This is a genomic window from Pseudomonas costantinii, assembly GCF_001870435.1.
Taxonomy (GTDB): Bacteria; Pseudomonadota; Gammaproteobacteria; order Pseudomonadales; family Pseudomonadaceae; genus Aquipseudomonas; species Aquipseudomonas costantinii.
This window is the reverse complement of the sequence record NZ_MDDR01000025.1, coordinates 22,794-40,093: the sequence shown is the minus strand read 5'-3', so window position 1 is coordinate 40,093 and position 17,300 is coordinate 22,794. Positions and strand designations below refer to the sequence as shown.

The window sequence follows — 17,300 nt, the reverse complement described above, 5'->3', positions numbered from 1 at the left end:
GAAGTATCCTCCGCCACCGAGCAGGTCAACGAAGTAGCCTTGCGAGTGGTCAGCGCCTCCAACTCGTCGATGGTCAATTCCGACGAGCAGGCCAATCGCACCAACAGCGTCGCCGCCGCCATCAACGAACTGGGCGCCGCCGCGCAGGAAATCGCCCGTAACGCAGCCCTTGCCTCGCATCAGGCCAGCGACGCGCGGCACTTGGCTGAAGACGGCCAGCAAGTGGTAGAACGTAATATCAAGGCGATGAACCAACTGTCCGAGATGATCAGCGCCTCCAGCAGCAACATCGAAGCGCTCAACAGCAAGACAGTCAATATCGGGCAAATTCTGGAAGTCATCACCAGCATCTCCCAGCAAACCAACCTGCTGGCGCTTAACGCCGCGATCGAAGCCGCTCGGGCAGGCGAAGCTGGACGCGGGTTTGCCGTAGTGGCCGATGAAGTGCGCAACTTGGCCCATCGCACCCAGGAATCGGCGCAACAAGTGCAAAAGATGATTGAGGAGTTGCAGGTCGGGGCCCGGGACTCAGTCAGCACCATGAGTGAAAGCCAGCGTCACAGTCTCGACAGCGTAGACATCGCCAACCTCGCCGGCGAACGCCTGAACAGCGTGACCCAACGTATTGGCGAAATCGATGGCATGAACCAGTCAGTCGCCACCGCCACCGAGGAGCAGACCTCCGTGGTGGAGTCGATCAACATGGACATTACCGAGATCAACACCCTCAACCAGGAGGGTGTGGAAAACCTGCAATCAACCCTGCGCGCGTGTGCCGACCTGGAACAACAGGCATCGCGATTGAAGCAGTTGGTGGGCAGCTTCCGGATCTGATTCCAGCGCCCGCCGTTTCATACAACTGCGGGCGATTATTCTTTCTGGGGCTCGGGTTTATTCTGCTCCCGCTCCCACAACTCAGCGGCTCCGGGAAATTCGGTGCCGTCGTCCGCATCCAGGTCATCCGGATCAAATCGACTCAAGCAGCCCTCCCCCAAGGTCGCCGGAGCTTTTGAGGTGGCTTTATCCAGCGGGTCGCTCATCAATCAATCCTCAACGGCAGACAAAGAAAAAGGGCCTGGAACGATTTAACGCCCAGGCCCCCTATTCTTCAATCAAAAGACTTCAACACAAACGCCGCTATCAGAACACGACGGTCTTGTTGCCGTGCACCAGCACGCGATCTTCCAGGTGATAACGCAGGCCACGGGCCAGGACCATCTTCTCGACGTCACGGCCAAAACGCACCATGTCTTCAATGCTGTCGCTGTGGCTGACGCGCACCACGTCCTGCTCGATGATCGGGCCGGCGTCCAGCTCTTCGGTGACGTAGTGGCAGGTTGCGCCAATCAGCTTCACGCCACGCAGGGAGGCTTGGTGGTATGGCTTGGCACCGACAAACGACGGCAGGAAGCTGTGGTGAATGTTGATCACTTTGCCGGCGTATTCGCGGCACAGTTCCGGCGGCAAGATCTGCATATAACGCGCCAGCACCACAACGTCAGCTTCGTGCTGCTTGACCAGGCGGGAGACCTCAGCGAAAGCCGGCTCCTTGTCCTGCGGGTTGACCGGGACGTGGTAGTACGGGATGCCATGCCATTCAACCATGCTGCGCAGGTCGTCATGGTTGGAGATTACGCAAGCGATCTCACAGTCCAGCTCATCGCTATGCCAGCGGTGCAGCAAGTCGGCCAGGCAGTGGGACTCACGACTGGCCATCAACACCACGCGCTTTTTCTGCTCGGTGTCGGTGATATGCCAGGTCATCGAAAACTCTTCGGCGATCGGCGCAAACGCCTCGCGGAAAGCTTCAAGACCAAAGGGCAACGTATCGGCACGAATTTCGTGACGCATGAAAAACCAACCGCTGAGATCGTCCGAGTGATGGCTCGCCTCGGTGATCCAGCCATTATGGGAGGCCAGAAAGTTACTGACTTTGGCAACGATGCCAACCCGGTCCGGGCAAGCGATCACCAGCCGAAAAGTGCGCATTAGGGGGAAACTCCAAAACTTCGCAAAGGCCGCCATTCTAGCGATTACGCAGAAAAACTGCAGTATTCATTACGGCTTATTCTGACACCTGACCATGGCTACATCCCTTAGCAACGTAAGGTTTTACCACCGTTATATGACCGAACAACGGCACGTTTGGGCAGTTATCAAAAAATAAACGGGATTGTCTTAAGGCATACACCTATTAATTAACTCGTTTGCATAGCGTCACCACTAACATTCAAAGTAATTCACATAAATACATCCTTAATTGTTTACTTGGGGAAATAGCCTGACTATTATTGGCCACTGTCCCTGTCAACCAGCGCTCTACATAAGGTAGTCCACATGTCTCTGATCAACGAATACCGTGCCACCGAAGAAGCTATCAAAGAGCTGCAAGCCCGTTTGAAGAATCTGTCCCAAGATGACAAGCTGCAAACCGAGCTGGAGTTCGAAGGCAAACTGCGCACCCTGATGGGCGAATACTCAAAATCCCTGCGTGACATCATCGCGCTGCTGGATCCAGAGTCGAAAGTTAAAGCACCGCGTGGCGCCGTGAAAACTACCGGCACCAAGCGTGCTCGCAAGGTCAAGCAATACAAAAACCCGCACAACGGCGAAGTGATTGAAACCAAAGGTGGCAACCACAAGACTCTGAAAGAGTGGAAAGCCAAGTGGGGCGGCGACGTGGTTGAAGGCTGGGCTACCCTGCTGGGTTAAGCTTCGCCAGGCTCTCGCCTGATACGCAACACAATAAAAAACGTCAGCTTGCTGGCGTTTTTTATTGTCCGGATATTTTGCAATAACCTGATTACAAATCCAGTCGGGCGGCTAAAGAGTCGGCATACACCTGCCATTCATCAAGCACCTGGCACTGAAACGATGTAGCACTAACAGCCAACTCCTCGCGCGCCTGCTTAAATGCCAAAAAGGTATTGGGTGCTCCCCACTCCGGATTCGACAAACGCTGCTGGCAGAAAAGTTTCCAGCGCTGTTGCTCCTCGTTGTTCAAGGTGTCAGGAAAGTTTCGGGCGCGGTAACGAAATAACAATTCAGGCAAACGATGATCATCGAAAGGCCATTGCTGACGTGCTAGATGTGCAGGCTCAGCCGCACGGACTTGTTCGCATAAACGTCGATCGCGATCACCAATAAAACCGTCGTAGAGCTGCTGCTCCGGGTCAGTACTTGGCGCAAAATCCTCCACCGCGTAAATGGCCGCCAACTTGTCACGCCACACTTCTTGTGCGTCAGTTAGTCGCAGCGACCGTGCCAGACAGGCATCCATATCCAATTGGAGTCGTTCACGATCTTGCGCCCGTAACACATTCAAAGGGGCAACGACCGGGCAGCGGTTGATATGCAACAACTTGAGCGGTACCGGCAGTTCACCTTCCGCCAAATCATCACGGCGCGTGTAGAGACGCTGGCGCAAAGTATCGGCGTCCAGATCGAGCAAACCCTGCGGGTCGAGCCCAAGGTCACAGACAATCAACGCATTGCGATTGCGCGGGTGCCAGGCCAGCGGCAGGACCACTCCCAAGTAATGGCGCTCGGCGGAAAAGCGCCCGGAAATATGTACCATCGGTTGCAACAGGCGCACCTGATCCATCACCCGTTGCTTACTACGCAGCTGAAACAACCAGTCGTATAACTTCGGTTGTTTTTCGCGGACCAAGCGGGCCAATGCAATAGTGGCACGCACGTCGGACAACGCATCGTGGGCCTGACCATGATCAATGCCGTTGGCCTCAGTCAAGCGCTCGAGCTTGAGGGTGACCCGCCCATCCTGCTCAGGCCAGACAATCCCTTCCGGACGTAGCGCGTAGGCAGTACGGACCACATCGATCAGGTCCCAGCGACTGTTGCCGCCCTGCCATTCACGGGCGTAAGGATCAAAAAAGTTGCGATACAGGCTGTAGCGCGTCATTTCATCGTCAAACCGCAGGGTGTTGTAACCGGCACCACACGTGCCTGGAGCGGCCAACTCAGCGTGTATCCGGGTCATGAAGTCGGCTTCGGCCAAGCCCTTTTCCGCCAGAACACCGGGGGTGATACCCGTGATCGCGCAGGCGATCGGATGGGGCAAAATATCGTCGCTGGGCTGGCAATAAAGGTTAACCGGCGGGCCAACCTCGTTCAGCTCGAGATCGGTACGAATACCAGCGACCTGGAGCGGGCGATCGTTGCGCGGGTTGATGCCAGTGGTTTCATAGTCGTACCAGAAAATCGAGGTCACGGGCTATTCCTGTGCTGAAGATCGACAAAGTCTAGGCGCAGTGAGGTATCCGGGGCCAGCGATAACATTGCTGTACAAATACCCAGTAAAACCTTGAATGGTTGCTTCCACCGTCGACACTGCTAGCATCCCTGTCTCTTAGATGTTTTGCACTGCCAAGGATCGCAATGCCATCAGCCCCTTTGGATACCCGCTACCAGATCGAGACCCCAGAAGGTATTGATCTGCCCTTGCGCCCGGCAGGCCTGCTGCCGCGCACACTGGCCTTTGCTTTCGACCTGGGTTTGCGTGGGTTGGTCATGGGTATCCTGCTCGTACCGTTGGCCCTGCTGGGCAATGTAGGTATTGGCCTGGGTTTATTGCTGCTATTCCTGATCAGTTGGTGGTACATGGTGCTTTTCGAAGTGCTCAATCAGGGCTGTTCTCCAGGCAAGCAGGTCATGGGCCTGCGGGTAGTCCAGGATGACGGTACGCCTGTCGGCTGGTCTGCATCACTGATCCGCAACCTGCTGCGCTTTGTCGACATGCTGCCCTTCGGCTACTTCCTCGGCGCCATCAGCTGCCTGCAACATCCTCACTTCAAACGCCTGGGCGACTTGGCCGCCGGCACCCTGGTAATTTACCGCGAACAGCCACTGGTCCGCCCCCAGATACCTCAAGCTACTGCTCTGCGCCTGCCCTTTACCCTGGACCTGAGCGAACAGCGCGCCATCCTCGGCTTCGCCGAACGCCAAGGCGAATTGTCTACCGAACGAGTGCATGAGCTGGCATCCATCCTCGCCGCACCCCTGCAAGTGTCTCCGGCCCGGGCGGTGGAACAGCTCAACGGTGTGGCCCGTGGACTGCTGGGGCCGACATGAAGCAGAGCCTGTTCGAAAGCCGTTACCAGCCCCAATGGCAAGCCTTTGCAGAACAACTGAAACAGTTGGAACAAGGCAAGGCCAAAGCCAGCGATATGGCCGACTTCCCTCATCATTACCGGCGTCTGTGCCAACATCTAGCCCTGGCACAAGAGCGCGGTTACAGCAGTTACCTGGTAGACCCACTGCAGCAACTGGCCCTGCGCGGCCACCAACAGTTGTATCGCCATCGCAGCCAATTGGGGGCGAACGTATTGAGCTTCGTACTGGCGGGATTCCCCCGCCTGGTGCGTGAACAGTGGCGCTTCGTTTTAATCGCCTGCGTGCTGTTCTTTGGCAGCTTGGTGGGCATAGCCTTGCTGGTTTACCTGTTTCCCGACCTGATCTACAGCATCGTCAGCCCCCAGCAGGTCGCTGAGATGCAAGGCATGTACAACCCCGATGCCAGCCGTCTGGGCCGCGCTGCCGAACGCGCCGCCAGCGAAGACTGGATGATGTTTGGCTACTACGTGATGCACAACATCGGCATCGCCTTCCAGACCTTTGCCGCCGGCTTGCTGTTCGGCTTGGGCAGCGTGTTCTTTTTGATCTTCAACGGTTTGATCATCGGAGCAATCTCCGGCCACCTGACCGAGATTGGCTATGGCCAGACCTTCTGGTCGTTTGTCATCGGTCACGGCGCATTCGAGCTGAGCGCCATCGCCCTCGCGGGCGCAGCAGGTTTACAGTTGGGTTGGGCGCTGATTGCTCCAGGGCCTCTAGCTCGGAGTGAATCCCTGCGATTGGCGGCGCGCAAAAGCATGCAGATGCTCTGCGGCGTCATGGTGTTTCTACTGATCGCGGCGTTTATCGAAGCCTACTGGTCTTCCACAACAAGCATCGCCCCCTGGGTCAAATACCTCGTGGGTACTGTGCTTTGGCTGGTAGTGGCCATCTACCTGATTTTCGCTGGGCGGACTCACCATGCGCCTGAGTGATGCGAGTGTGGTGATTCGCCCCCGTACAGCCTGGGAAGCCATGGACCTTGGTGTATTAATGGCCCGGGAACATCGCCTGCTATTGATGAGCAGTTGGGCGCTGGTGAGCTTGCCGGTGTTTGCCTTGCTCACCGCGCTGCTCTGGGAGCACCCGTCAACCGCTATATTCCTATTCTGGTGGCTTAAGCCAGCCTTCGACCGCTTGCCGCTACACATCTTGTCCAAGTCCCTGTTTGGTGAAACACCCAGCGTCAAAAACGCGGTACGCCATTGGCCGCGACTGCTTAAAAGCCAATTGCTGGCCAGCCTGACGTGGCGGCGACTCAGCCTGAGCCGCAGTTTCGTGTTGCCGGTAAGTCAACTCGAGGGCCTGGATGGCCAGGCACGCCAGCAACGCCTCGGCGTGCTGCTACAACGTAACGCGGGCGCCGCGCGCTGGCTGACGATCATTGGGACGCACCTGGAAATCGGCCTATGGTTTGGCTGCATGGCGCTGTTCTATTTTTTCATTCCTGAACAGGTTGAGCTGGATTGGGACTGGCAACGGCTGGCGCTCACAACCGGTCCCGAAGGTCTATGGCTGGAACACCTGAGCAACGCCTTCTATGCCCTGATACTGGTGTTCTGGGAACCCATCTACATCGCCTGCGGTTTCAGTCTTTACCTTAACCGCCGTACCGTACTGGAAGCCTGGGACCTGGAACTGGTATTTCGCCGATTGCGCCAACGCCTGAGCAGCGCCGCGACGGTGTTGCTGCTGACAGTCGGGCTGATGCTGGTGCAAGCCAGCCCACCGGCCTTGGCTGATGAGTCCAATAGCCCCAAACAACTGAATACCCAAGCCGCCAGTCAATCGATAAAGGTGCTGTTGGAAGAGCCGCCCTTTAAAAACCCTGAAACCGTCACCCGCTATCGTTTCGGCGAAGAAAAACCTACCGTTAAAAGCAAAACGCACAGTGAAGGCAAATTACCCGCCTGGCTACAGGCGCTGCTGGACAACCTCAACAGCAACACCTTCAAACATGCTGCCCAAGGGCTGGAAATACTTCTATGGAGCGCGTTGATCGGAGGCATCGCCCTACTCGCCTGGTACTACCGCGACTGGCTGCGCGCCTTTGTCAGTCGGCGCGGAGGACGTAAACCCAAGGTCGCCAGACCCGCCCCAACGCAATTATTCGGCCTGGAACTGGGTAGCGAGACCTTGCCCGAAGACCTCGCTACCACCGTCGAACAACTCTGGCCCACACAGCCACGGGAAGCCCTCGGCCTACTGTACCGTGGCCTGCTCAGCCGGTTGCTGCATGACTACAACCTACCGCTGAAAAGTGCTGATACTGAAGGCCAGATCCTGCAGCGCATTCACCATTTGCAACAACCACAATTGCTGGCATTTAGTGATGACCTGACACGTCACTGGCAAAATCTCGCCTACGGTCACCACCTGCCCCCTGCCTCTGCCCAGCAAAAACTCTGCAGCGACTGGCGTGCGTTGTTCAGTTCGGGAGCGGCCCGATGAACCGACCGTTACTGTGGGTGGGGTTGCTGCTGGCGTGCCTGTTTGGAGGCGGAGCATTTTACGCCTGGCACAAGGCAATTCCTTATGACGAAGTGGTGGATCGCGGTCCAACGCCACAAGCTCGGGCGAACCCGTATCTGGCGGCCGAATACTTTCTGCGCCAACAAGGCCTGGCAGTTGAACATGCCAATAGCCTTGAACGGCTCAGCAACCTTCCTCCCAAAGGCAATAGCCTGCTACTGCTGGGCGAACGCAGCAACATGACCCCACGCCAAGTGGACCAACTGTTGGACTGGGCGAAATCCGGCGGTCACCTGCTGGTCGTCGCCGAAGCTTTATGGGATGAAGAGACAGGCAAAAGTGGTGACCTGTTGCTGGATCGGTTAAACATCCACCAGACATTGAGTGAGTCATTTGACGAACCAGCCTCCCCGCGCAAAAAGAAAGCGCCGGGCCTGACCAAACTCTATGTGGACAATGAAACCGCCCCGGCCTACTTCAGCTTCAACACCGACTTCAACCTCACCGACCCCAAGCACCTGGCGCAATTTTCCGCCAACAGCGCCAAATCCAGCCACCTGATGCAACGCAACCTCGGGCACGGCACCGTAACAGTTGTAACCGATAGCGACTTGTGGAAAACCCCTGACATCGGCAAACACGATAACGCCTGGCTGTTGTGGTACCTCAACCAGGGTACTGACGTGACCTTGCTGTTCAGCAGCGACGTGGATGATCTACTGACCCTATTGATACGTTATTTCCCCCAGGCGCTGGTAGCACTCGTCGCGTTGATTGCCTTGGCGCTCTGGCACGCCGGAATGCGCCAAGGCCCAATCCAGACTCCAGCCCCCAAGGCCCGTCGGCAGTTGCAGGAACACTTGAAGGCCAGCGCCGACTTCCTGCTACGCCGAAGTGGCCAAGGCACCTTGTTGCACGCCTTGCAGCGTGACATTCAGCGTGCTGCCCGCCGTCGTCACCCAGGCTTTGAACACCTCGAAACCGCTGAGCAGTGGCAGGTACTTGAACGCCTGACGCGCCAGCCCTCCCACATCATCAGTCAGGCCCTCGGCACACCTGCCGCAAAACGGCTCACCAGCGCCGATTTCTGCCGTCAGGTGGCGTACCTGCAAACTATCAGGAATGCCCTATGAGCGATTTTCCGGCAGCCACTGCCCTGACCATCGAAAACCTTCGACACGCCAGCCAGCAGGCACAAGCCTTGCGCGTTGAACTGCGCAAAGCAGTGATCGGCCAGGATCAGGTGATTGACGACGTACTCACCGCATTGATCGCAGGCGGTCATGTACTGCTGGAGGGCGTACCAGGCCTTGGCAAGACATTGCTGGTGCGCGCCTTGGCCCGTTGTTTTGGGGGGGATTTCGCCCGAATCCAGTTCACGCCGGACCTGATGCCCAGCGATGTCACCGGCCACGCCGTGTACGACCTGCACACCGAACAGTTCAAGCTGCGAAAGGGGCCGCTGTTCACTCACCTATTGCTGGCCGACGAAATCAACCGTGCCCCTGCCAAGACGCAGGCCGCACTGCTTGAAGCCATGCAGGAGCGCCAAGTCACCCTTGAAGGCGAGGCATTGCCGATCGGTCAACCGTTCATGGTACTGGCCACTCAGAACCCCATCGAACAAGAAGGCACCTACCCGCTGCCCGAAGCCGAACTGGACAGGTTCATGCTCAAGGTGCGCATGGACTACCCCGATGCCCAACAAGAGCTGGATATGGTGCGCGAAGTGACTCGCTCGTCCAGAGCCGACATGCTGGATGTACAGCCGCTACGCACCGTGTTGCAGGCGCAGGACGTGCTTGCGCTCCAGCAGATCGCCAGTGAACTGGTCCTGGATGAACAGGTACTCGACTACGCCGTGCGGCTGGCCCGAGCCACCCGCACTTGGCCAGGACTGACCATCGGCGCCGGTCCTCGAGCGTCCATCGCCCTGGTTCGCGGTGCTCGGGCTCGGGCCTTGTTGCGCGGTGGCGAATTCGTCACCCCAGACGACATCAAGGGTTGCGCACTGGCGGTACTGCGCCATCGGGTACGAATTGCGCCGGAGCTGGACATCGACGGTCTGGAGGTAGACCAAGTGCTCAAGCAACTGCTGGACCAGATCCCGGTACCACGGCAGTGACTCGCCCATGAAGCCGACCCGACTGTTGTTGAGCTGGCTGAGTATTCTGCTGGGCTTGAACATCCTGCTCGGCGCCGCAACGGCGTTGCAGTTCAAGGTGCCCGATACGTTGCATTCGATAGCCTGGGGCTTATTACTGGCGCTATTACTGCTGGCGTTGCTGGATGCCGTACGCCTGCGTCGCAGGCCATCCGTCCAGGTGCAACGGCAAATGCCCGGCAGCTTGGCACTTGGACGCTGGGGCGAAGTACGCCTGACCGTCACGCACACCTACCCACAGCCGCTGACCGTACAAGTGTTCGATCACGTCCCAGACGGCTTGGGCATGGAGCACCTGCCTCAGACCATTGAACTGCGCCCCGATGAACGCTGCGAGCTGGGCTATCGCCTACGCCCTCTGCGCCGTGGACACTTCAGTTTCAGCCGCTGTGAAGCTCACCTGCCCAGCCCCTTTGGACTATGGTCGGCACGGCGGTTTATCGAGATCAACGATACCACCCGCGTCTACCCGGATTTTGCCCGTTTATACGGCGCGCAGTTGTTGGGTGTGGATAACTGGCTGAGCCAACTGGGCGTGCGCCAACACCAACGAAGGGGGTTGGGGCTGGAGTTTCATCAACTGCGCGAGTTTCGTGAAGGCGACAGCCTGCGCCAGATCGATTGGAAGGCCACCGCACGACAACGCACGCCAATCGCTCGGGAATACCAGGATGAGCGCGACCAGCAAATTGTGTTCATGCTCGATTGCGGTCGACGCATGCGCAGCCAGGATGACGAATTATCGCATTTCGACCATGCGCTCAACGCCTGCCTGTTGCTCAGCTATGTTGCGTTGCGTCAGGGCGATGCCGTGGGTCTGTGCACCTTCGCCAGTGACCAACCGCGCTACCTGGCCCCCGTCAAGGGCAGTGGTCAGTTGAACCGGCTGCTCAACGCGGTATACGACCTGGATACCACCCGTCGAACAGCCGACTACGAGGCTGCCGCCAGCCAACTGCTGGCTCGGCAAAAGCGCAGGGCATTGGTGATCGTGGTCACCAATCTGCGGGATGAGGACGATGAAGCACTGATGTCAGCGGTCAAACGCATCAGTCGACAACACCGGGTGCTGGTGGCCAGTCTGCGGGAGGAAGTCCTCGATCAACTGCGCCAGGCCCCCGTGCAAACCTTGCCCGAGGCACTGGCTTACAGCGGTACGGTCGACTATCTCAATACCCGAAACGAACTGCATGACCGGCTGAGCGCTCATGGCTTGTCAGTATTGGATACTTCACCCTCAGAACTGGGGCCCGCCCTGGTTACGCGCTATTTGGGTTGGAAAAAAGCCGGAGTCTTTTGAGGGGCGCACACGACAACGGCAAGGGTTACAAACCCAAGCCGTATCGACTGCACGAAGCGTCTAGGCTGATGCCTGTAAAGGGTCGAAACTGAAATAATTCAACAAAGCGGTGATCAGTTGCCCGTACTCTTCGCCCGCCTGAACCAGGCTGAACCCCGAGTCATAATGCTGAGGGTTGATATCCTCTTGGCTCCACAGGCAGGTCGCCGTGAGGTCAATTGCCTGGAGTTCGCCTTTTGGCCCAGGAATTTTCAAGCGCAGCTCGAAGTCCGCGTCGACCATCATAGGCAAATGGCTGATCAACATCAGCCCATCCTCTGAGACATTGCCTAGAAAGCCGATAGGCTTGTCTGTAAGGCGATTGAACACCTGCAGGAAATAAGGTAGTTGATGCCGCTCAATCCGTCGGTTGGTAAACATGATGTGATTATCATCCAATGGCCAGTGATTCGGAACGAGCCAATGGCTCGCGCTCCCTGGATCTCGGTGTGACAACACACATCCCTTTGTCACTGGACAGCTACCGAATCCGGGCCTCTCATTCATTCAAATAGAACGTGTACAACCGAACCTTCAAAGAATAGCCCAAGATTGGCGACGGACCAGTTATAGGATGACAAATATCATCACAAAGACGCCGGACGTGGCTGCGCAACGCTGGCACCGGGGTAATGCCCCAACTGCTGCAGGGTATCGAGCCTGGCCCGAGCACGGAACGCGTACTCGCTCGACGGGTATTGGCTGATGATGAACTGATAGGTTTGTACGGCATCAACGAACAATTTCTGCCGTTCCAGGCATTGCCCGCGCAACATCGAGACCTCCGGTTGCACATAACGGCGGGTACGGCTCTCGCGGTCGACCTGGGACAACTCCAGGGTGACGCGCTCGCAATCACCCGCCCCGTAGGCGCGGTAAGCGTTGTTCAGATGATGGTCCATCGACCAACGGGTACAGCCGACAACACTGACGGCCAGGGCAGCAACGAGCAAAATTCGCATGGGGGTTCTCCTGTCTTGTGCAGTGTATCGACCCCTCGTCAAAAATCTTCAAGGATGTTCGTCTATTCAACCGCAGCAAAAACAAGTCAATCGTCGATAAGTAGTGCAAACGAACAATGACTACAACGAAAGAGCATAGTAGCCTTCCCCAGCGCTTGAACTCAGGAGTCTGTGCATGTCCGTCCGTCGTACCAAAATCGTCGCCACCCTTGGCCCGGCCAGTAACTCGCCGGAAGTCCTCGAACAGCTGATTCTGGCTGGTTTGGACGTTGCCCGTCTGAACTTCTCCCACGGCACCCCGGACGAGCACAAGGCTCGCGCCAAGCTGGTGCGTGACCTGGCCGCCAAACACGGCCGCTTCGTGGCACTGCTGGGTGACCTGCAAGGCCCGAAAATCCGTATCGCCAAATTCACCAACAAGCGAATCGAGCTGAAGATCGGTGACAAGTTCACCTTCTCCACCAGCCACTCGCTGACCGAAGGCAACCAGGAAGTCGTGGGTATCGACTACCCGGACCTGGTTAAAGACTGCGGCGTCGGTGACGAACTGTTGCTGGATGATGGCCGCGTAGTTATGCGTGTCGACACCGCCAGCGTCACTGAACTGAACTGCACCGTGATCATCGGCGGCCCGCTGTCGGACCACAAAGGCATCAACCGTCGTGGTGGTGGCCTGACGGCGCCAGCCCTGACTGAAAAAGACAAGGCCGACATCAAGCTCGCCGCCGAAATGGAAGTGGACTACCTCGCCGTGTCCTTCCCGCGCGACGCCGCCGATATGGAATACGCCCGTAAACTGCGCGACGAAGCCGGCGGTACCGCTTGGCTGGTGGCGAAAATCGAACGCGCCGAAGCCGTGGCCGATGACGAAACCCTCGACGGTCTGATCAAGGCTTCCGACGCTGTCATGGTTGCCCGTGGTGACCTGGGCGTGGAAATCGGTGACGCCGAGCTGATCGGTATCCAGAAGAAGATCATCCTGCACGCACGCCGCCACAACAAAGCGGTGATCGTGGCGACCCAGATGATGGAGTCGATGATCCAGAACCCGATGCCGACCCGCGCCGAAGTGTCCGACGTGGCCAACGCCGTGCTCGACTACACCGACGCCGTGATGCTCTCGGCTGAAAGTGCCGCCGGCCCGTACCCGCTGGAAGCCGTCCAGGCCATGGCGCGTATCTGCATCGGCGCTGAAAAGCACCCGACAAGCAAGACCTCCAGCCACCGCATCGGCAAAGAGTTCGAAAGCTGCGACCAGAGTATCGCCCTGGCCGCCATGTACACCGCCAACCACTTCCCAGGCGTTAAAGCGATCATCGCCTTGACCGAAAGTGGTTACACGCCGCTGATCATGTCGCGCATCCGCTCGTCGGTGCCGATTTACGCGTTCACCCCTCACCGCGAAGCCCAGGCCCGCACGGCGCTGTTCCGTGGCGTGTATACCGTTCCGTTCGATCCGGCTTCGCTGGCACCGAACGAAGTCAGCCAGAAGGCGATCGACGAGCTGGTCAAACGCGGCGTCGTAGAGAAAGGCGACTGGGTCATCCTGACCAAGGGCGACAGCTACCACACCACCGGTGGCACCAATGGCATGAAGATTCTGCATGTGGGCGACCCACAGGTCTGAGTGACACGCTGAAAACCAAAAGCCCCGCCATGTGAATGGCGGGGCTTTTTGCTTTCTTCGTAGCAACTCATCGCCTGGTAATGAAGGCCGACAACGCCGCAATCGCCTCCGGTGATTTCAAGCGCTGGGTAAACAACGCCCCCTCCTCCTCAATCACCTGGCGCAGTTGCTCGCGATCCACACTTTTCATCAACTGCTTGGTCACTTGCACAGCCCCCGGTGCCAGGGTTTCAAAGCGCTCGGCCATCTCCCGAGCCTTGGCCAACGCAGCCTCACCGCTGCCCAACGCCTCAGTGGCGATCCCCCACGCAGCGGCCTGTTCACCCGTAAACCCCTCGCCCAAGAGCAACAACTCAGCGGCTTTTGCATGCCCCAACAGGCGCGGGAGGATCAAGCTCGAACCAAACTCCGGACACAACCCCAGATTCACGAACGGCATACGCAACCGTGCATCGCGGCTGATATACACCAGGTCGCAATGCAGCAGCAGCGTCGTACCAATCCCCACGGCCGCACCCGCCACACCTGCAACCACCGGCTTACGGCAATTGATAAGGCTTTTCATAAAATGAAACGGCGGGCTGTCGAGGTCGCTGGGCGGCTGCGCCAGAAAATCGCCAATGTCATTGCCGGCCGTAAAACATTCGCAGTTGCCTTGGATCAGCACGGCGCGAATCTCCGGGTCCGCGTCAGCTAGCTCCAACGCCTCGGCGAGTTGCGTGTACATCGCGCGGGTCAGGGCGTTTTTCTTGTCGAGGCGATTGAGCTGCAGGATCAGCAGCCCGCGTTCGCGTAGCTGCAGGATGGCGTCGGTCATGGCGAATCTCGCGACTGTAGAATTCAGCGCTCAACCACGGGGCAGGAACACATCGGCCAGCAGTTGATTGCGCGGCAGCCCGGCCAGAAACAAGCGCTTGGAAAACGCCTCGACGCTGGCGGGGTGCCCGCAGAGTAAGGCCAGAGTTTGCCGCGAAACAAGCCGCAGTTGCGCCAATGCCTGGGTCAACTCAGCCGCGGTCCACAGCTCCACCGTCAGGTTTGGATGGTGTGCAGCCAGCTCCGCCAAGGGTTCCGACAAATAATGACCATTGGCATCATGCGCGAGGTGAATTACCCGGATGGTACCTTGGTGATCCTGACGCAACGCCTCACGCAACACCCCCCACAAAGGCCCCAAGCCAGTACCGGAGGCCAGCAACCATAACGGTCTGGACTGCCAGTCGGGGTCGTATTGCAGCGCGCCGCCCCGCAACTCGCCCAGTCGCAAGGCGTCGCCTATCTGCAACTGCCGGGCAATATCGCTGAACTCACCGGGCTGACGGCAATCGAGGTGAAATTCCAGGAAAGGATCTTCCTGGGGCAAACTGGCCAGGGAATACGGCCGCGCCACCTGCCCCGCCCACAACACCAGATGTTGCCCGGCCCGATAACGCAGGCCCCGCTCCGGCTGCAGACGCAGGCGCAGCACACTCGCGCTCAACCAGTCGACACCCACCACCCGGGCCGCCAAACCGTCGCGTAGCGGATCAAAGGCTTCAACCTGCAGATCTCCGGCAACCTGGCACTGACACGCCAGGCGCCAGCCATCCTGGCGTTGCGCCGGGCTCAAGGCATCGGGCTGCGTGTCCTCGACCTCACCCTGGCAGCGCACCAGGCACGCGTGGCAACTGCCCGCCCGGCAACTGTAGGGCACGGCCACACCCGCCTGGTTCAGGGCATCCAGCAGATTGCTGCCTGCGGTTACCGACCAATGGCGCTCACCGACGTACAGTTCAGGCATATAAGGACTCAATCATAAGGGGCGCTCACAGGGAATCATGCCTGCGACAGTTTGACCATAGTCGGGTGTATCGGCCACCTCGCCGGGTTATACTGCCGCGCCTTTTTAGCGTCGCGCCTGCACCACTTTGGCGTGCCTTGGAAAGGTGGGTTCAGCCGACCGATGCAACACTGGGCCCACCTTTATTGAATGTTCCCTTATAGAGGAGCGCGACTCATGACCGTGATCAAGCAAGACGACCTGATTCAGAGCGTTGCCGACGCCCTGCAATTCATTTCCTACTACCACCCCGTTGACTTCATCCAGGCCATGCACGAAGCCTACCTGCGCGAAGAATCGCCAGCAGCCCGTGACTCCATGGCCCAGATCCTGATCAACTCGCGCATGTGCGCCACCGGCCACCGCCCGATCTGCCAGGACACCGGTATCGTTACCGTGTTCGTACGTGTAGGCATGGACGTGCGCTGGGATGGCGCCACCATGAGCCTGGACGACATGATCAACCAAGGCGTGCGCCAGGCTTACAACCTGCCGGAAAACGTCCTGCGTGCATCGATCCTCGCCGACCCGGCAGGTGCGCGTAAAAACACCAAGGACAACACCCCGGCCGTGATCCACTACTCCATCGTCCCGGGTAACACCGTGGAAGTGGACGTAGCGGCCAAGGGCGGCGGTTCCGAGAACAAGTCGAAAATGGCTATGCTCAACCCGTCCGACTCGATCGTTGACTGGGTGCTGAAGACCGTTCCGACCATGGGCGCCGGCTGGTGCCCACCGGGCATGCTGGGTATCGGCATCGGCGGCACCGCCGAGAAAGCTGCAGTGATGGCCAAGGAAGTGTTGATGGAATCCATCGACATCCACGAGCTGAAAAAGCGCGGCCCGTCCAACCGTATCGAAGAGATGCGCCTGGAGCTGTTCGAGAAGGTCAACCAACTGGGCATCGGCGCCCAGGGCCTGGGTGGCCTGACCACCGTGCTCGACGTGAAGATCATGGACTACCCGACTCACGCCGCCTCCTTGCCGGTGTGCATGATCCCTAACTGCGCCGCCACCCGTCACGCGCACTTTGTGCTCGACGGTTCCGGCCCGGCGTCGCTGGAAGCGCCACCGCTGGACGCCTACCCGGAAATCGTCTGGGAAGCCGGCCCATCGGCCCGTCGCGTCAACCTCGACACCCTGACCCCGGAAGACGTGCAGAGCTGGAAGCCGGGCGAAACCGTGTTGCTCAACGGCAAGATGCTCACCGGTCGCGACGCGGCGCACAAGCGCATGGTTGAGATGCTGAACAAGGGCGAAACCCTGCCGGTAGACCTCAAAGGTCGTTTCATCTACTACGTCGGCCCGGTTGATCCGGTGCGCGAAGAAGTGGTTGGTCCGGCTGGCCCGACCACCGCCACGCGGATGGACAAGTTCACCCGTCAGATCCTTGAGCAAACTGGCCTGCTGGGCATGATCGGCAAGTCCGAACGTGGTCCAACCGCAATCGAAGCAATCAAGGACCACAAGGCTGTGTACCTGATGGCCGTCGGCGGCGCCGCTTACCTGGTGGCGCAAGCCATCAAGAAGTCGCGCGTAGTGGCTTTCGCCGAACTGGGCATGGAAGCGATCTACGAGTTCGACGTGAAAGACATGCCGGTCACCGTTGCGGTGGACAGCAAGGGCGAATCCGTCCACATCACCGGTCCTGCCATCTGGCAGAAAAAGATCAGTGAAAGCCTGGCGGTAGAAGTGCAGTAAGTACTTCCCCCGCAAGGAGAAAGGCGACTGTGGCCCATGGCCCAGTCGCCTTTTTTATGGCGCATGTTATGGTGCTCTCCCCT

General features: G+C 58.5%; 17 protein-coding genes. 10 read left to right on the top strand and 7 right to left on the bottom strand.

Translation table 11 applies throughout. The features are described 5' to 3' along the window. Positions 1-69: 69 nt before the first annotated feature. Positions 70-834: a methyl-accepting chemotaxis protein gene (locus tag BFL40_RS34610; protein WP_408003975.1), complete on the top strand. Its 765-nt coding sequence runs from the start codon at positions 70-72 to the stop codon at positions 832-834. Between the two features lie 35 nt (positions 835-869). On the opposite strand, the gene BFL40_RS34090 is transcribed toward BFL40_RS34610, so the two are convergent. Beyond that, positions 870-1,040 (bottom strand): hypothetical protein, encoded by a 171-nt coding sequence (locus BFL40_RS34090; RefSeq protein ID WP_162843033.1) that lies wholly within the window; start codon positions 1,038-1,040, stop codon positions 870-872. A gap of 100 nt (positions 1,041-1,140) precedes the next feature. Then, on the bottom strand, positions 1,141-1,989 hold the full coding sequence (purU, locus tag BFL40_RS12780) for a formyltetrahydrofolate deformylase (RefSeq protein ID WP_005790961.1): 849 nt from the start codon (positions 1,987-1,989) through the stop codon (positions 1,141-1,143). A 348-nt stretch (positions 1,990-2,337) separates the two neighbouring features. On the opposite strand from purU, the gene mvaT reads away from it, so the two are divergent. Beyond that, positions 2,338-2,712: a histone-like nucleoid-structuring protein MvaT gene (gene mvaT, locus BFL40_RS12775; protein WP_005790963.1), complete on the top strand. Its 375-nt coding sequence runs from the start codon at positions 2,338-2,340 to the stop codon at positions 2,710-2,712. 91 nt (positions 2,713-2,803) lie between these two features. On the opposite strand, the gene sbcB is transcribed toward mvaT, so the two are convergent. Further along, on the bottom strand, positions 2,804-4,231 hold the full coding sequence (sbcB, locus tag BFL40_RS12770) for an exodeoxyribonuclease I (RefSeq protein ID WP_071484332.1): 1,428 nt from the start codon (positions 4,229-4,231) through the stop codon (positions 2,804-2,806). A gap of 167 nt (positions 4,232-4,398) precedes the next feature. Between sbcB and BFL40_RS12765 the strand changes: the two genes are divergently transcribed. The 6 genes from BFL40_RS12765 to BFL40_RS12740 are packed head-to-tail and all read left to right on the top strand — an operon-like array spanning position 4,399 to position 11,069. Further along, positions 4,399-5,091, top strand: a complete 693-nt coding sequence (locus BFL40_RS12765) for an RDD family protein (RefSeq protein WP_071484331.1) — start codon at positions 4,399-4,401, stop codon at positions 5,089-5,091. Continuing rightward, positions 5,088-6,068 (top strand): stage II sporulation protein M, encoded by a 981-nt coding sequence (locus BFL40_RS12760; RefSeq protein ID WP_071484330.1) that lies wholly within the window; start codon positions 5,088-5,090, stop codon positions 6,066-6,068. The genes BFL40_RS12765 and BFL40_RS12760 overlap by 4 nt, the downstream gene beginning before the upstream one ends. Further along, entirely contained in the window at positions 6,055-7,584 is a 1,530-nt protein-coding gene (locus tag BFL40_RS12755) for a DUF4129 domain-containing protein (protein WP_071484329.1), read from the top strand. Before BFL40_RS12760 ends, BFL40_RS12755 begins: the two co-directional genes overlap by 14 nt. After that, entirely contained in the window at positions 7,581-8,738 is a 1,158-nt protein-coding gene (locus BFL40_RS12750) for a DUF4350 domain-containing protein (protein ID WP_071484328.1), read from the top strand. The genes BFL40_RS12755 and BFL40_RS12750 overlap by 4 nt, the downstream gene beginning before the upstream one ends. Next, positions 8,735-9,730 carry an AAA family ATPase gene (locus BFL40_RS12745; protein ID WP_071484327.1) on the top strand — a complete coding sequence of 332 codons (996 nt, stop codon included), beginning with the start codon at positions 8,735-8,737 and terminating at the stop codon, positions 9,728-9,730. The genes BFL40_RS12750 and BFL40_RS12745 overlap by 4 nt, the downstream gene beginning before the upstream one ends. Positions 9,731-9,737: 7 nt before the next feature. After that, positions 9,738-11,069: a DUF58 domain-containing protein gene (locus BFL40_RS12740; RefSeq protein WP_071484326.1), complete on the top strand. Its 1,332-nt coding sequence runs from the start codon at positions 9,738-9,740 to the stop codon at positions 11,067-11,069. 60 nt (positions 11,070-11,129) lie between these two features. Here the strand turns inward: BFL40_RS12740 and BFL40_RS12735 are convergent, their stop codons facing one another. Beyond that, on the bottom strand, positions 11,130-11,489 hold the full coding sequence (locus tag BFL40_RS12735) for a PilZ domain-containing protein (protein WP_071484325.1): 360 nt from the start codon (positions 11,487-11,489) through the stop codon (positions 11,130-11,132). A 206-nt stretch (positions 11,490-11,695) separates the two neighbouring features. Beyond that, positions 11,696-12,070: a tol-pal system YbgF family protein gene (locus tag BFL40_RS12730; protein WP_071484324.1), complete on the bottom strand. Its 375-nt coding sequence runs from the start codon at positions 12,068-12,070 to the stop codon at positions 11,696-11,698. A 175-nt stretch (positions 12,071-12,245) separates the two neighbouring features. Here BFL40_RS12730 and pyk point away from each other — a divergent pair, with 175 nt between their 5' ends. Next, on the top strand, positions 12,246-13,697 hold the full coding sequence (gene pyk, locus BFL40_RS12725; RefSeq protein ID WP_071484323.1) for a pyruvate kinase: 1,452 nt from the start codon (positions 12,246-12,248) through the stop codon (positions 13,695-13,697). A gap of 67 nt (positions 13,698-13,764) precedes the next feature. Here the strand turns inward: pyk and BFL40_RS12720 are convergent, their stop codons facing one another. Together BFL40_RS12720 and BFL40_RS12715 are read right to left on the bottom strand one after the other, a co-directional pair. Beyond that, positions 13,765-14,514, bottom strand: coding sequence for an enoyl-CoA hydratase-related protein (locus BFL40_RS12720; protein ID WP_071484322.1), 750 nt, complete (start codon positions 14,512-14,514; stop codon positions 13,765-13,767). Positions 14,515-14,544: 30 nt separating this feature from the next. Continuing rightward, positions 14,545-15,477, bottom strand: a complete 933-nt coding sequence (locus BFL40_RS12715; RefSeq protein WP_071484321.1) for an iron-sulfur-binding ferredoxin reductase — start codon at positions 15,475-15,477, stop codon at positions 14,545-14,547. 216 nt (positions 15,478-15,693) lie between these two features. On the opposite strand from BFL40_RS12715, the gene BFL40_RS12710 reads away from it, so the two are divergent. Next, on the top strand, positions 15,694-17,217 hold the full coding sequence (locus tag BFL40_RS12710) for a fumarate hydratase (RefSeq protein ID WP_003214142.1): 1,524 nt from the start codon (positions 15,694-15,696) through the stop codon (positions 17,215-17,217). Positions 17,218-17,300 lie beyond the last annotated feature (83 nt).

Coding starts and splice junctions, on each gene's coding strand:
- BFL40_RS34610 (WP_408003975.1), top strand. CDS start 70: ATGGTCAATTCCGACGAGCAGGCCAATCGCACCAACAGCGTCGCCGCC.
- BFL40_RS34090 (WP_162843033.1), bottom strand. CDS start 1,040: ATGAGCGACCCGCTGGATAAAGCCACCTCAAAAGCTCCGGCGACCTTG.
- purU (WP_005790961.1), bottom strand. CDS start 1,989: ATGCGCACTTTTCGGCTGGTGATCGCTTGCCCGGACCGGGTTGGCATC.
- mvaT (WP_005790963.1), top strand. CDS start 2,338: ATGTCTCTGATCAACGAATACCGTGCCACCGAAGAAGCTATCAAAGAG.
- BFL40_RS12765 (WP_071484331.1), top strand. CDS start 4,399: ATGCCATCAGCCCCTTTGGATACCCGCTACCAGATCGAGACCCCAGAA.
- BFL40_RS12760 (WP_071484330.1), top strand. CDS start 5,088: ATGAAGCAGAGCCTGTTCGAAAGCCGTTACCAGCCCCAATGGCAAGCC.
- BFL40_RS12755 (WP_071484329.1), top strand. CDS start 6,055: ATGCGCCTGAGTGATGCGAGTGTGGTGATTCGCCCCCGTACAGCCTGG.
- BFL40_RS12750 (WP_071484328.1), top strand. CDS start 7,581: ATGAACCGACCGTTACTGTGGGTGGGGTTGCTGCTGGCGTGCCTGTTT.
- BFL40_RS12745 (WP_071484327.1), top strand. CDS start 8,735: ATGAGCGATTTTCCGGCAGCCACTGCCCTGACCATCGAAAACCTTCGA.
- BFL40_RS12740 (WP_071484326.1), top strand. CDS start 9,738: ATGAAGCCGACCCGACTGTTGTTGAGCTGGCTGAGTATTCTGCTGGGC.
- BFL40_RS12735 (WP_071484325.1), bottom strand. CDS start 11,489: ATGTTTACCAACCGACGGATTGAGCGGCATCAACTACCTTATTTCCTG.
- BFL40_RS12730 (WP_071484324.1), bottom strand. CDS start 12,070: ATGCGAATTTTGCTCGTTGCTGCCCTGGCCGTCAGTGTTGTCGGCTGT.
- pyk (WP_071484323.1), top strand. CDS start 12,246: ATGTCCGTCCGTCGTACCAAAATCGTCGCCACCCTTGGCCCGGCCAGT.
- BFL40_RS12720 (WP_071484322.1), bottom strand. CDS start 14,514: ATGACCGACGCCATCCTGCAGCTACGCGAACGCGGGCTGCTGATCCTG.
- BFL40_RS12715 (WP_071484321.1), bottom strand. CDS start 15,477: ATGCCTGAACTGTACGTCGGTGAGCGCCATTGGTCGGTAACCGCAGGC.
- BFL40_RS12710 (WP_003214142.1), top strand. CDS start 15,694: ATGACCGTGATCAAGCAAGACGACCTGATTCAGAGCGTTGCCGACGCC.